The organism is Bacillus basilensis, from assembly GCF_050630465.1.
GTDB lineage: Bacteria > Bacillota > Bacilli > Bacillales > Bacillaceae_G > Bacillus_A > Bacillus_A basilensis.
Genome location: NZ_JBNTQO010000001.1, coordinates 515,563 through 528,714, shown reverse-complemented (window position 1 = coordinate 528,714; position 13,152 = coordinate 515,563). Strand labels below are relative to the sequence as shown.

General features: G+C 33.0%; 15 protein-coding genes. 12 read left to right on the top strand and 3 right to left on the bottom strand.

The annotated features are described in order from the left end of the window. The first annotated feature begins 50 nt into the window (after window positions 1–50). The 7 genes from sleB to ACQVV1_RS02685 all read left to right on the top strand — a co-directional run bounded on the left by sleB (window position 51) and on the right by ACQVV1_RS02685 (window position 5,125). Window positions 51–812, top strand: coding sequence for a spore cortex-lytic enzyme (sleB, locus tag ACQVV1_RS02715; RefSeq protein ID WP_063221405.1), 762 nt, complete (start codon window positions 51–53; stop codon window positions 810–812). 15 nt (window positions 813–827) lie between these two features. Further along, complete coding sequence (gene ypeB / locus ACQVV1_RS02710) at window positions 828–2,168, top strand: germination protein YpeB (protein ID WP_242253068.1); 1,341 nt, start codon at window positions 828–830, stop codon at window positions 2,166–2,168. Window positions 2,169–2,194: 26 nt separating this feature from the next. Beyond that, window positions 2,195–2,791 (top strand): YhcN/YlaJ family sporulation lipoprotein, encoded by a 597-nt coding sequence (locus ACQVV1_RS02705; RefSeq protein ID WP_431168586.1) that lies wholly within the window; start codon window positions 2,195–2,197, stop codon window positions 2,789–2,791. A gap of 111 nt (window positions 2,792–2,902) precedes the next feature. Next, window positions 2,903–3,259, top strand: a complete 357-nt coding sequence (locus tag ACQVV1_RS02700; RefSeq protein ID WP_309260237.1) for a DUF3862 domain-containing protein — start codon at window positions 2,903–2,905, stop codon at window positions 3,257–3,259. A gap of 24 nt (window positions 3,260–3,283) precedes the next feature. Beyond that, window positions 3,284–3,781 (top strand): GNAT family N-acetyltransferase, encoded by a 498-nt coding sequence (locus ACQVV1_RS02695; protein WP_309260236.1) that lies wholly within the window; start codon window positions 3,284–3,286, stop codon window positions 3,779–3,781. Between the two features lie 196 nt (window positions 3,782–3,977). After that, entirely contained in the window at window positions 3,978–4,436 is a 459-nt protein-coding gene (locus ACQVV1_RS02690; protein ID WP_309260235.1) for a GNAT family N-acetyltransferase, read from the top strand. Window positions 4,437–4,588: 152 nt separating this feature from the next. Further along, on the top strand, window positions 4,589–5,125 hold the full coding sequence (locus ACQVV1_RS02685; RefSeq protein ID WP_063221399.1) for a DUF1697 domain-containing protein: 537 nt from the start codon (window positions 4,589–4,591) through the stop codon (window positions 5,123–5,125). Between the two features lie 44 nt (window positions 5,126–5,169). On the opposite strand, the gene ACQVV1_RS02680 is transcribed toward ACQVV1_RS02685, so the two are convergent. Next, entirely contained in the window at window positions 5,170–5,577 is a 408-nt protein-coding gene (locus ACQVV1_RS02680; protein ID WP_309260233.1) for a hypothetical protein, read from the bottom strand. 208 nt (window positions 5,578–5,785) lie between these two features. On the opposite strand from ACQVV1_RS02680, the gene ACQVV1_RS02675 reads away from it, so the two are divergent. After that, complete coding sequence (locus tag ACQVV1_RS02675; protein ID WP_242253077.1) at window positions 5,786–6,955, top strand: ParM/StbA family protein; 1,170 nt, start codon at window positions 5,786–5,788, stop codon at window positions 6,953–6,955. An 11-nt stretch (window positions 6,956–6,966) separates the two neighbouring features. Then, complete coding sequence (locus ACQVV1_RS02670; protein WP_001257753.1) at window positions 6,967–7,302, top strand: hypothetical protein; 336 nt, start codon at window positions 6,967–6,969, stop codon at window positions 7,300–7,302. A 118-nt stretch (window positions 7,303–7,420) separates the two neighbouring features. Here the strand turns inward: ACQVV1_RS02670 and mleBCA are convergent, their stop codons facing one another. Then, the gene (mleBCA, locus tag ACQVV1_RS02665; protein ID WP_431168585.1) at window positions 7,421–8,275 is read right to left on the bottom strand and encodes a BCA family alpha/beta fold macrolide esterase; all 855 of its coding nucleotides are present in this window, start codon (window positions 8,273–8,275) and stop codon (window positions 7,421–7,423) included. Between the two features lie 178 nt (window positions 8,276–8,453). On the opposite strand from mleBCA, the gene ACQVV1_RS02660 reads away from it, so the two are divergent. Further along, window positions 8,454–9,380, top strand: a complete 927-nt coding sequence (locus ACQVV1_RS02660; protein ID WP_336376456.1) for an NADP-dependent oxidoreductase — start codon at window positions 8,454–8,456, stop codon at window positions 9,378–9,380. A gap of 97 nt (window positions 9,381–9,477) precedes the next feature. On the opposite strand, the gene pdxR is transcribed toward ACQVV1_RS02660, so the two are convergent. After that, on the bottom strand, window positions 9,478–10,911 hold the full coding sequence (gene pdxR, locus ACQVV1_RS02655; protein WP_242253081.1) for a MocR-like pyridoxine biosynthesis transcription factor PdxR: 1,434 nt from the start codon (window positions 10,909–10,911) through the stop codon (window positions 9,478–9,480). Between the two features lie 146 nt (window positions 10,912–11,057). On the opposite strand from pdxR, the gene ACQVV1_RS02650 reads away from it, so the two are divergent. Both ACQVV1_RS02650 and ACQVV1_RS02645 read left to right on the top strand, forming a co-directional pair. Then, window positions 11,058–11,975, top strand: coding sequence for a DMT family transporter (locus ACQVV1_RS02650; RefSeq protein WP_431168584.1), 918 nt, complete (start codon window positions 11,058–11,060; stop codon window positions 11,973–11,975). Between the two features lie 134 nt (window positions 11,976–12,109). After that, entirely contained in the window at window positions 12,110–13,147 is a 1,038-nt protein-coding gene (locus ACQVV1_RS02645; protein ID WP_431168583.1) for a DnaA N-terminal domain-containing protein, read from the top strand. The last annotated feature ends 5 nt before the right edge of the window (window positions 13,148–13,152 follow it).

Sequence of the window (13,152 nt, the reverse complement as noted above, 5' to 3'; positions counted from 1 at the left end):
TTTACAAAACATAACCAAGAAATCATTTCCGTAATTAAGGAGGGAAAATTATGCGTCAAAAAGCTATTTTTAAAATAGCAGTTTTACTTGCGTTCATAGGACTATCTTTGATGGTCAGTAGTATACAACTAAAAAATGTAGAAGCCTTTTCTAATCAAGTCATTCAAAGAGGAGCATCTGGCGAAGATGTCATTGAACTGCAATCTCGTTTGAAATATAACGGGTTTTATACGGGAAAAGTGGATGGTGTTTTCGGATGGGGTACATATTGGGCACTTCGAAATTTTCAAGAGAAATTCGGATTACCTGTTGATGGTTTAGCTGGAGCTAAAACGAAGCAAATGCTCGTGAAGGCAACGAAGTATGACAAGTCAACTGCTAATAAAGGAAATAGTGGTGGTACTGCGCAAGAAAATAAACCACCTCAAAATAAAGGGACAAATGTTCCAAATGGCTATTCTCAAAATGACATTCAGCTCATGGCAAACGCAGTATATGGAGAATCACGTGGGGAGCCATACTTAGGACAAGTTGCAGTAGCTGCAGTTATATTGAATCGTGTTACAAGTGCATCATTTCCAAATACCGTTTCAGGTGTAATCTTTGAGCCAAGAGCATTCACAGCAGTAGCAGACGGGCAAATATATTTAACACCAAATGAAACAGCAAAAAAAGCTGTATTAGATGCAATTAATGGATGGGATCCAACAGGAAATGCATTGTATTATTTCAATCCAGATACTGCAACAAGTAAATGGATTTGGACGCGTCCACAAATTAAAAAGATCGGAAAACATATTTTCTGTAAATAGAGCGGAGGTGGAACTATGTTACGAGGTATTATAATCGTATTATTAACAATCGGTGTAGTTGGGACAGGATACTGGGGCTATAAAGAGCACCAAGAGAAAAATGCAGTATTAATTCGAGCGGAAAATAGCTATCAACGTGCATTTCATGATTTAGCATATGAGGTTGATTTATTGCACGACAAAATTGGAACAACGCTCGCGATGAATTCACGTGCATCTTTATCACCTGCATTAGCAGATGTATGGAGATTAACATCTGAAGCTCGTTCGGATGTAGGGCAACTTCCTTTAACATTAATGCCTTTTAATAAAACGGAAGAATTTTTAGCGAATATTGGTGATTTTAGTTACCGTGCAGCCATTCGTGATTTAGAAAAAGAGCCGTTAAATGCTCAAGAATACAAAACGTTGCAAACTTTATACTCAAATGCAGGAAATATACAAGATGAACTAAGAAAAGTGCAACATCTTGTTTTGAAAAATAATTTACGCTGGATGGATGTTGAGATGGCACTCGCATCAAATCGTGATCCTGCAGACAATACAATTATTGATGGATTAAAGACTGTAGAAAAAAATGTAACATCGTATTCATCTACAAACTTCGGACCGACCTTTACAAGTACGCAAAAAAATAAAAAAGGCGGATTTGAAGCAGAAGGAAAAGCGATTTCAAAAGATGAAGCGGCGAAAATCGCAAAATCATTTTTAAATTTAAAAGGAAATGAAAAAGTAGAAGTTGAGAAAAGCGGAAAAGGTGCAAAAGAATCTTTCTATAGTGTGAAAATTAAAGATGAAGTGACGAATAATGAGTTTTATATGGATATTACCGGAAAAGGCGGATATCCAATTTGGGTTATGAATAATCGAGAAATTAAAGAACAGAAAGTTAGTTTAAACGATGCAGGAAGTAAAGGTTTGAAATTCTTAAAGGACCATAAGTTTAATAATATGGAGCTTTATGATAGCTCACAATATGATAATGTTGGTGTATTTACGTATGTTGTAAATGAGAATGGCATACGAATTTATCCAGAAGCAATTCAAATGAAAATTGCTTTAGATGACGGTTCTATCGTTGGATTTTCCGCAAAAGAATATTTAGCGTCACATCAAAAACGAACGGTTCCATCAGCAAAGCTAACTGCAGCAGAAGCGAGAAAGAAAATCAATCCAGATGTTAAAGTTATGGAAGAACGCAAAGCCGTCGTAGTAAATGATTTGCATAATGAAGTACTTTGCTATGAATTTGTAGGTACGTTAGGGAAAGATACGTACCAAATTTTCATTAATGCAAATAGCGGAGCTGAAGAAAAAGTAAAGAAAATGCAAGCTGTTGAAAAAATTTATGATTAAACCTTATTAGTAAAGTGGTGAAAATAATGAAAACCCTAATATATATGTTAATGTTTTGCTTTATTATAGTTGGATGTAGTATTGGAAAAAAGGACAACCCAAACGAAAAGCCAGAACAAAAAAATGTTTCGACGAAAAATGTTAATTATACGAACAAATCAAATAAGCCAAATGAAAAAGCAGCAGACCATTTAGCATCTTTAGCCGCAAGTGTGCCAGGAGTGAATGATGCAACAGCAGTCGTTGTTGGGAAATATGCTATTGTAGGTATTGATGTAAAAGCGAAACTCGATCGAACTCGTGTGGAGTCCATTAAATACTCTGTAGCAGAAAGTTTAAAAAACGATCCTGATGGTGCTAATGCAGTTGTTGTAGCGGATGTTGATACGTATGAACGTCTCAAACAAATTGGAAAGCAAATTAAAAAAGGAAAAACAGGTGAAGGTATACTTGATGAGTTAGCAGCAATTGTTGGCCGAGTAATGCCACAAGTTCCAAATGACATGATTGAAAATCGAGAAACGAATCCAATTAAAGATAATGATAAACAATTACCAAAAGATGAAGAACAAGAATTAAGAAAAGAACAGAATGACCAATCAAATAATCATTTGAATAAATAAAATTAACCTTAGACCCGTACTAAATTGTACGGGTTTTTTTATACAATATTAAATATTCAGTTTATTTTTAAGGGAATATATGGTTTAATTATGATGGGGGGGACAACTGTTATGATGAAAAAAAGCACATTAATATTATGTAGTTTATGCTTAGGTTTCAGTATGACAGCGTGTGAACAGAAGAAAGAAGTAAAAAAACAAACCACAACTTCTTCTACTGTGATGGAGAGACAGCAGAAAGAATCTATCAATATAAATCATTTCTCGCACATAAATGAAGGAATGACTTATAAAGAAGTAAAAGAATTAATTGGTTTTGAAGGGAATTTACTCATAGAAGAAGGCGTAGAACATTCTACACAAATTAAACAAATTTTTTCTTGGAAAGGAAGCGATTCAACTTCATTTGTTGAAATTACCTTTTTAGATGGAAAAGTGCATTCAAAAACGCAGCAAGGTTTAAGTTAATAAGTAAAAATGGGAGAGTTTTGCATGAACATACATACAGGGGAAATTCAATTAGTTCCGTATAAAGAAAAATATAAAGAAGTTATACAAACATTTACTTTACCAAGTGAACAAGTTCAATTTACATCAGACCCAGGTGAATTGCTGGAGAAAGCTAAAAGTGATTATACAAAAAATGTGATTGTTATTTTGGATTACAATGGGGTACCTGTTGGCCTTTTCGCATTGCAAACAGGTGATAGAGTACAGGAGTTCACAGATAATGAGAACGCATTACTTTTAACTTCATTTTCTATAAATCACAATAGACAAAGGAAAGGATATGCTAAAAAGTCATTGGCGCTATTACAAGAGTTTGTAAAACGTTATTTTCCGATAAAAAATGAAGTTATACTTGCTGTGAATGAAAAAAATATTCCTGCACAAAATTTATATGAAAAAGTCGGCTTCCAAGATAAAGGCTTTAGAAGAATGGGACCAATTGGTCAACAAATCATAATGCATTTACCTATCATGAAATAATGGGAAGAAAAACTTACTCTTGCATAACAAAGTAGTAAGTTTTTTACTTAGAACGATAAGAGAATAAATATAAAACACATATATTTAGGAGTGAAGAAATTATAGCTAGTGACATAAAAAAATAAAGATACTTGAAAAACATTAATTTTAGTTAGTTTTACAAGTATTAAATAATACTAATGGAGGTCGTAGCTTTATGGAAATAATTCAATTACTAAAGAAGGATGAATTATTTAATAAGGCAATAGATGTGTTTTGGAAAGAATGGGGTGAGGAAGGAGGGCGTGCTTTTTATGAAGATTGTATGACTAATGCTTTAATTGATCCAAATGACATACCGAGTTTTTACATTGCAAAAGTAGATGATAAGATTATCGGAACTTATGCATTAATTCGTAATGATTTAAACAGTCGTCAGGATTTGAGCCCGTGGCTAGCATGTTTGTTTGTAGATGAAAAATTTAGAGGTAACTCTATAGGAGCAGACTTGTTGAATCATGGACTGCTAGAAGCAGCAAAAAGAGGATACAAATTTCTTTATCTTACTTCAGATCTTAAAGGCTATTATGAAAAATATGAATGGGAAAAAATTGGAGTTGCTTATGGGCCTAGTGGAGGATACATACCTTTGTTTAAAAAGGCAACAGTTCTATAACGAAAGCACCTTTCGTTGAACAAAATTAAAGAACTTTAAAGAACCTTACTACGATAGATTGTGGCAAGGTTCTTATAGTTTATATTAAAATTAACTTACTTTATTATCACTGTAGATCAATTGTGAAATACATTTAATTGAGGAGAAATGATATGGCAATTTATATTGCATTACTAAGAGGGATAAATGTAGGCGGCCATAAGGTAATTAAAATGGCTGATTTAAAACGAGTGTTTGAATCAATTGGGTTAAAACAAGTGAAAACATATATTCAAAGCGGTAATATCGTATTCGAATCTGAGGAAGATATAAAATTTCTAAAGGAGCGAATACAATCTGAAATTAAAAACGTTTTTGGTTTTGATGTTCCAGTCATGTTAAGAACAAATGAGGAATTTATAAATATTATAAAAAGATGCCCCTATAAAGCCAATTCATTGCTAGAAGGGGAAAGTATACATGTTGCCTTCCTAGCAAATGAACTTTCTGAAATAGAAAAAGATCAGCTGCTTATGCAAAAAAATGAGACTGAAGATTGTTATATACATGAAAAAGTTGTGTATTTATTTTTCAAAAATAGCATTCGAAATTCCAAATTAATGAACCAGTTTCAGAAGTTACATACACCAGCTACAGTAAGAAATTGGCGGACTGTGAATAAATTAAAAGCGATAGTTGAGGATATGTAAATATAAAAAGATGAGATTTTCTCTATATAGAAAATCTCATCTTTTTATTTATATTGTTTTCCGACTATAAGTTCGACAATAGGATAAATAAAGAATGAAGAACAAAGTGCGATAAAGAGAGGAAGATTCTTTATTTCATCAAGTAATAGGAAGGCAAATCCTTCTGAAAATATTAAAATTAGAAACATGAAACAAATAAGTGCAAAATAAGAAATTTTAAAGCTTTTATATTTGATTTGCTGTCGCTGTCCCATTTCATCTTGGCTTTCTTCCGATACTCCGTTTGGATCTCCCCAAGTAATTTGATTAATTAAATTACCAAGTATTAACGAAAAAGCGAATAATGTTCCTCCCAAAATCGAACCTTCTGTTACATATTTATATGCGCCATGTATGAGGACTCCGATTAATGATAAAACGATAATTATGAAAATAAATTTTTTATGCTTCAATTTAGAAATGACACCTCCATAGTTGTAAAAAACTCTTTACAATCATAGTATAAAATTGGAAAAGTTCCATGTCAAATACTTTTTACATAAAGGGCGAGAATATGATATTTTGTTTTTAAGATTAATAAAAAATTACATTACATTTGAATGTAAAAGAATGGGCTCGCATATATTTGGAAGGGATGTCAGATTAATTTAGGGGGTAGTTATGTCTATTCTTTTAAAAGCTGGTGCTGATGCAGGAAATAACGGTTTGAAGTTAATGGTGAAAGGGCAAGACCCTATTTTTATTCCGAGTATATATTCTTTATATATAGGAGAGCCTACAGGACTCTTAGATGAGGGAGATGTTTCATTATCTGAATTAGAAAATCACATTGACGTGACCATTAGTTCTCCATCGTTAATGTTAAATAACGTGCGGTATATCGTTGGAGAAAAAGTAATTCAAGATCAATTAAAAGGTACTGAAGTAGAGAAGAAATCGAATAAGTCAACGGATGAGTTAATGGTTATTACAATTCTATCAGGCTTAGCAGTAAGTGCTATGCGTCAAAGTCCAACTTCTAGTCATATTAATATTCGTTATGATTTATCAGTTGCTCTTCCTATGCAACTCATTACGCAAGAAATAGCTGCGGAAAATGCAAAACGTTATATGGGTAACCATAAAGTGGTGTTCCATTATCCAAACGGACGTGATGTGACAATTAATATTTCTATCGAATATTGTAAATGCCTACCTGAGGGCGCTTCTGGGACGTGGGGCATTGTATATGATGAAGAAGGAAATGTTGTGAAACATAAAATAGAATGTGAACCAAATCAAGTTTCTGAAATTGATTTTGTTGATAAAACACTATTATCTTTTGATATTGGAGCAGGGACTACAGAAGAAGTAGTTTCACTAGGCGTAAACTTTAGACCACAACTAAGTAAAGGCTTATCATACGGTGTGAAAGAAACGTTACTACAAATAATTACGAGATGGAACCGGAAGTATCCAACAAAGACGATTGATAGCATTACAGAGTTTAACCAAATATATTTAAATGAAAAGCATCCAAGAAATGCGTTATTAGTTGAAGAATCACAACCAGCATTATTAGGTTTAGCAGCACGTGTCGCAACGGATATTATTAACAAAATTGATGATATGAAAGACGATCCATACGTGTTTATTTATGGCGGGGGCGCAGTTATCATTAAAAATAGCTTGAAAATGATTTTAAAACAAAAAGGGCGTTTAACAAATGTAATCTTTGTAGATAATCCATTATTTACAAATGCACGTGGATTATTAGTATACACTTGTTCACCAAAATATAGAGAGCATAAGCAAAAAGAGTTAGGATTTACAAACTTAACGATAAGTTAGTTGGTGGAAACATGCGATCTAGGCGATATAAACGTGGTGATCGAGTGAAAATCAATATTCATAAATCAGTATCACCTGAAATGCTTGCATGGCTGAATAAACAATCAAACCCAACCAATTTCTTTTTCTTTGCTGCACAGCAACTCTTTAAACAAGTAGGAGATATTGATGTGTCAAAAGCTATACCAAGCAGCCATGTTTTCTCATTATACGTAGAGCCATCATCCTTGTTAAAGGTCGAAGTTAATCCTTTTAAAAACGTACCACTAGAAGCAAATAAATCCACCGATAATATAAAAAAAAAATCATGGGAAGCTGTTGATCAATTAGATTGTCCGTTTTTTTAAACATATAAAAATATAAGTATCGCCCATCACTATACATACGGATACAGTGATGGGCTTTTTTTAATGTAACGAATAGAAGGGGCACAAATTACGGTGTGCCCTTCTATTCGTTATTTATCTATAATTTAGATGTATGCTCAGTAACAGCATGAATTATGTCTTCCCAGTCATCGGGATGATTTTCATGTCCTGCGCCTTCAAGGGTTAACAGCGCTGAGTTAGGAATTTCATCAATAATTGCAAGACCATGTTCAAAAGGGAGTGCAGTATCGTCTGTTCCGTGAATGACTAATGTAAGTGCTTGTATGGAGTCAAGCACACCTTCATATGCATCATCTCCTTGAAGTAGAGCGTGATTAAACATACTTAATAGATTGTTAGCTCGTTCTATTTCTTGTTTGACTTGTTTGTAGACCCTTTTTTCATCAAATGTTCGTTTGGATCCACATAATAGGCGAGATCCTGAAACTAAATATTCTGCTACAACATTTTCATTTGTCCAATCTAAATGCGCGCCATTAGCATGGTGTGTTAAAATTTTTTCATCCATCGGGGGTAAATCGCGCGTGTTATTGTCAGATCCTATCACACTTGTAGCTAGTAATGTTAACGTTAAAATTCTTTCGGGATGTTTTACAGCAGCAATTTGAGCAATCATGCCACCTAATGACATACCAAATAGATGTGCTTTGTCAATATGATAAGCATCTAGTACCCCAATTGCATCTTCAGCCATATCTGTAACGGTATAATTGGAAGTTCCAGGCTCGTATGCAACTGAGCGTCCCACATCACGGTTATCAAAACGAATAACAAATTTCCCTGTTTTCGCCAACCGTTCACAAAATTCTTCATCCCAATAAACCATTGAACACGTAGCACCCATAATTAATAAAATAGCTGGGTTCTTAGGATTCCCAAAGCTTTCTGTACATATATCAATTCCGTTTATTTTAAATATCTTTTCAGTCATAAAATTATCTCCATTTCTTTTGAATTTAATTAACAATACAGTTTGTAATGGTTCTAAGATGTGAGTAAGATTTGTTTATAGCATAATTACCCCCAAAAATAATTATATGATTATTCAAGACAAAAAATTTTGAGAAATAATTGTATGTTATTACAATAAACAACAAGGAGGAGAGGAAATGAAAGCGATTGTTATAGATCAATATGGTAGTGTTGAAGAATTAAAAGAAAGACAAGTTTTAAAACCGGTTGTTAAGAATAACGAGGTATTAATACGTATTCTCGCAACAGCTGTTAATCCTGTTGATTGGAAAATAAGAAAAGGAGACCTACAAGAACAGTTGCGATTCTCATTTCCAATCATCTTAGGGTTAGATGTAGCTGGAGTTATTGAAGAAGTTGGGGAAGGTGTAGATTGTTTCAAAATAGGAGATAAAGTGTTTACGAAACCTGAAAATATAGGAAAAGGCTCTTATGCTGAATTCATTACAGTAAAATCAGATTTAGTTTCCTATATGCCTACTAACTTAAGTTTCGAAGAGGCAGCTTCAATTCCTCTTGCAGGACTTACAGCATGGCAAAGTCTTGTAGATTACGCAAAAATAAAAGAACATGACCGAGTGCTCATTCATGCTGGAGCAGGTGGAGTTGGAAGTTTAGCAATCCAAATCGCCAAATCATTTGGAGCTTTTGTTGCGACCACTGCGAGTGATAAAAATAAAGAGTTTTTACAGTCTTTAGGGGCAGATCTTGTTATTGATTATAAAAACGATAAATTTGAAGAATTACTATCAGATTTCGATATTGTATTAGATACAATAGGTGGTGAAGTACAAGAAAAAAGCTTTCAAATTATTAAGCCTGGTGGTGCTTTAGTTTCGATTGTTCATGAGCCAATTCAAAAAGTAAAAGGGATAAAATCAGGGTTTTTATGGCTAAAACCAGATGGAAAGCAATTAGAAGCATTGTCAGATTTAATTGTACATGGAAAAGTTCAGCCTATTGTAAGTAAGGTGGTGCCGTTTAATGAAGAAGGGATCAGAGAAGCTCATATTTTGAGTGAAGGTCAACATGTTAGAGGTAAGATTGTCATGAAAGTGGAATAAAAATGACTTAACATACTTAAAAATTTCATAATACCCCAAAACAAAAATATTTTGGGGTATTTACTTTTTTTAGCTTAAAAGGATTGTGCATGTGTTTCTAAAGTTTATAGTTTCGTATTGTATCATGTAATTTCTCTAATCCAATCAACATCTCTTTTTCATTTAACATAGAATAGCTAATTCTTAATTGGTTATTATTTCTTTCGTTATGTAATAGACAAGCTGTTCCTGGCAAAAAAGAAACATCTACTTCATTTGCTTTTTGTAATAAAGTAAAAGGATCTATCGAATTAGGAAGTGCAATCCATAAATTAAAGCCACCATTTGGAATTTCAAAGTTTATTTCCTTAAGTGGTGATAAAATATCAATCGTTATATCACGTCTAATTTGTAAAGCTGTACGTAATTTTTCTAAATGATTTTTCATACGTTCTGCACGTAAAAACGGTAGAAGTGCTTTTTGTGTTAATAAAGGGCTACCGATATCCATTGAACCTTTTACAGCAAATAACCATTCAAAAATAGGACCATCGGCAATAAGTGCTGCGATACGCAGTCCTGGTGCTAACGTTTTACTAAATCCTTTTATATATATTACGTGGCCATTCTTATCAAAATTTTTGATTGGAGGGGGAACAATAGCATCCTCAAAATATATTTCTCCGAAAGAATCATCTTCAATTATAAAAAACTCATATAGCTCTGCTAGTTCTATAAGTTCCATTCTTCGCTCTTTACTCATTACTGTACCTGTTGGGTTCTGAAAAGTGGGATTCGTATACAATAAAACGGGATTTTTACTTTGACAAATATCATCGATTAAATCGGAGCGAACTCCATGATTATCAAGAGAAACTGGAATAATTTGAACACCTTTATTGATGAAAATATCAAGTGCAGCACTGTAACACGGACTTTCCACTAATACAATATCACCAGGTTTTAATAATGTTTGAGCAATTAAATCAATTCCTTGTTGTGCTCCGCTTGTAATTAATAATTGAGATGGGTCTGTCACTAATTTTTGGTGCTCATTTAAGTAATTTGCTATTTCAACTCGCAGTTCATAATCGCCTTGAACTGGCCCATAAGTTGCTAGAATCATCTGGTCTTTATTAAGTATTTTATGCATTTCTTCTGCCAAGAATGGATTTGGTAATAAGCGAGGATATAAAATCGCTTGTGAAAAATCATAATATTTCCGGTGCTGATTCATTGCATATTGAGATCGCATAACATTAATCGTTTTTGTTTGTTGCCATTTATACGGAATTGACCTGAAATCTTTCTTTACATGTTTATGTATATAAGCACCTTTTCCTTGCTCAATGCGTATATATTCTTTCTTTTCTAACCGCTTATACGCCTTACGAACAGTTAATAGGTTAATCTGTAAATCTTCTGCCATAGAGCGTAAAGATGGAAGTAAGTCACCATGCAAAAGCATGCCACTTTGTATTCTTTCAACAATTTGCATATATATTTGCTGGTAATACGGTATGTTGGATTCTTTACGAAGGACAATCTTCATGGTTTCACCTTTTTCGTTTTTATTTTATTAAAGCGAAAAATATATAGAGAATCAACTATGATTTTAGGCAACTGTTATATACATAGTTACACTGTTATACACTATACCTTCTATACTCATGTTAAGAGTAAAAAGGAGGAAAAGTAATGGTTATTTTCAATTATATTTTAGTATGTATTATTTTTGGTACAACATTTTTAACGATAAAAATTGGAATTGAAGCAGGAGCACCCCCATTATTTTCAGCAGGAATTCGTTTCTTTTTAGCAGGCGTTATCCTTATGATTATATTTAAGTTAAAGCGAAAAGAGATTACACCGCATCTATTTTCAAAACGTATTATGTATGCTGGATTTTGTTTAACTTTCATGACGTTTGCATCATTGTACTGGGCGGAACAATATATTTCTTCAGGGCTAGCTGCTGTTCTTTCGGCTACGGGTCCAATGATGATTTTGTTATTACAAGCTAAGAGAAATAAGGAAAAATTACAAAAGGAGCAACTCGTCGCTTTAGTTATTGCACTAATAGGCGTTATCTTTGTTTCTTTACCAGGGATGCACCAAGAAATAAGTTTCATATGGAGTATCGCTTGTTTTGTTTTAATAATAGGAGAATTATTTTACGGAATAGGCTCTATTCGCTCAAAAGAAATACTTTCGGATTTACAAAGTGTATCGCCATTTCTCATTAATGGTATTCAAATGTTTTACGGAGGTGTTTTATTACTAATCGTATCCGTCATAGTAGAACAACCGGATGTAACTGTATTAGCTTCATGGAGTGTACAGTGGCCTATTTTATATCTCATCTTTATCGGATCAATTGGTGGACACGGATTATATTACTGGCTCTTATCAAAAACGAATCCTGTATTTCCGTCAACGTGGTTATATGTCTCACCACTAATTGCTATTTTAGTTGGATACATCATATTAGGAGAACCTTTAAACCCTACAATGGGAATAGGCGCTTGTTTTATTTTGGTTGGTGTATTTTTAGCTAATCGATCCACACTCCGTATGTATTTCAAACAAGGAAGATTATTTGAGAAGGAAATGTAGTTGTATAAAGAAGCAGCCCTGTATAAATCAGGGCTGCTTGAATTTTATTTACGATACGGATTGACTTTATTTATTGGAAAGGCGTAATATTATTAATCTATATGAAAGAAAACTGTAAAAAGAGGGGAGTTATTATGAAAATGAATTGGACTGAAGTAAAGGAAAAAATTCGACCGCAAATTTCAAAACCATCATATGAAACTTGGTTTACTAATACTACTGTTTATTTAGAGGATGATATATTAACAATTTATTGTCCGAATGAATTTGCACGTGATTGGTTAGAAACTCATTATAAAGAATTAGTATTTAATACATTACGAGAAATGTATAATACGACATTTGAAATTCAGTTTGATCTATGTAATAGCGAACCATCTAAGTTGAAAGATGTAAAAAAAGAAAGGCTTAATAGCTGGGATGAAGTAAAGAAAGCATTAAGACCAAAGCTAGCAGAGAAAACATTTATGACATGGATTAGAAATACAAATGCTACAATAGAAGATAATAAATTAATAATATTTTGTGAAGATGTGTTTCATCGTGATTTGCTTGAAGGGGAGTATAAAAATATAATTTCAAGTACCGTACAGAAAAATACAAATGAAGAATATCAAATTTGGTTCGAAATAGAATCAAACGCCACTTCTAAAGCACAGATTCATCACGTGCAAAATAATCAACTTACTTCCGGACAAGAGGAATCAAAAATAATTTGGAATAAAATAAAAGATAAAATGCAATTAACAATTTCGAGACCATCATATGAAACATGGGTCAAAGAAACGACAGCCAGAATAAATGAAAATTCATTGATCATTTATTTTAAAAATAAATTTCAACAAGAGTGGGTTGAAAAGTCTTATAAAGATTTAATTTCGCAAATAGCTAAAGAAGTAACTGGAAATACATATGAACTTCAATTTGAATTAAATTCAAATACAAATACAACCAGTAATGGCGAAAAATCAAAATCAACTATTGAAGATATCACTTCCGAATTAGGGGAGCAGTTCAAAGTCTCCAATAACAGTTTAAAACATAATGATGTAGACGAAAGCAATAAGCGTATTCAAGCCTTAGAAGAAAAAATAATGAACTTAGAAAAAATCATTGGTACATTAGTGGGAACATTAGAGGTAGTAAAATCAAAAACACAGTTGGAAAAATAACCAAC

What these genes read in the sequence shown, in the direction of transcription:
- sleB (WP_063221405.1), top strand. Translation starts at nt 51, where the DNA reads ATGCGTCAAAAAGCTATTTTTAAAATAGCAGTTTTACTTGCGTTCATA.
- ypeB (WP_242253068.1), top strand. Translation starts at nt 828, where the DNA reads ATGTTACGAGGTATTATAATCGTATTATTAACAATCGGTGTAGTTGGG.
- ACQVV1_RS02705 (WP_431168586.1), top strand. Translation starts at nt 2,195, where the DNA reads ATGAAAACCCTAATATATATGTTAATGTTTTGCTTTATTATAGTTGGA.
- ACQVV1_RS02700 (WP_309260237.1), top strand. Translation starts at nt 2,903, where the DNA reads ATGATGAAAAAAAGCACATTAATATTATGTAGTTTATGCTTAGGTTTC.
- ACQVV1_RS02695 (WP_309260236.1), top strand. Translation starts at nt 3,284, where the DNA reads ATGAACATACATACAGGGGAAATTCAATTAGTTCCGTATAAAGAAAAA.
- ACQVV1_RS02690 (WP_309260235.1), top strand. Translation starts at nt 3,978, where the DNA reads ATGGAAATAATTCAATTACTAAAGAAGGATGAATTATTTAATAAGGCA.
- ACQVV1_RS02685 (WP_063221399.1), top strand. Translation starts at nt 4,589, where the DNA reads ATGGCAATTTATATTGCATTACTAAGAGGGATAAATGTAGGCGGCCAT.
- ACQVV1_RS02675 (WP_242253077.1), top strand. Translation starts at nt 5,786, where the DNA reads ATGTCTATTCTTTTAAAAGCTGGTGCTGATGCAGGAAATAACGGTTTG.
- ACQVV1_RS02670 (WP_001257753.1), top strand. Translation starts at nt 6,967, where the DNA reads ATGCGATCTAGGCGATATAAACGTGGTGATCGAGTGAAAATCAATATT.
- mleBCA (WP_431168585.1), bottom strand. Translation starts at nt 8,275, where the DNA reads ATGACTGAAAAGATATTTAAAATAAACGGAATTGATATATGTACAGAA.
- ACQVV1_RS02660 (WP_336376456.1), top strand. Translation starts at nt 8,454, where the DNA reads ATGAAAGCGATTGTTATAGATCAATATGGTAGTGTTGAAGAATTAAAA.
- pdxR (WP_242253081.1), bottom strand. Translation starts at nt 10,911, where the DNA reads ATGAAGATTGTCCTTCGTAAAGAATCCAACATACCGTATTACCAGCAA.
- ACQVV1_RS02650 (WP_431168584.1), top strand. Translation starts at nt 11,058, where the DNA reads ATGGTTATTTTCAATTATATTTTAGTATGTATTATTTTTGGTACAACA.
- ACQVV1_RS02645 (WP_431168583.1), top strand. Translation starts at nt 12,110, where the DNA reads ATGAAAATGAATTGGACTGAAGTAAAGGAAAAAATTCGACCGCAAATT.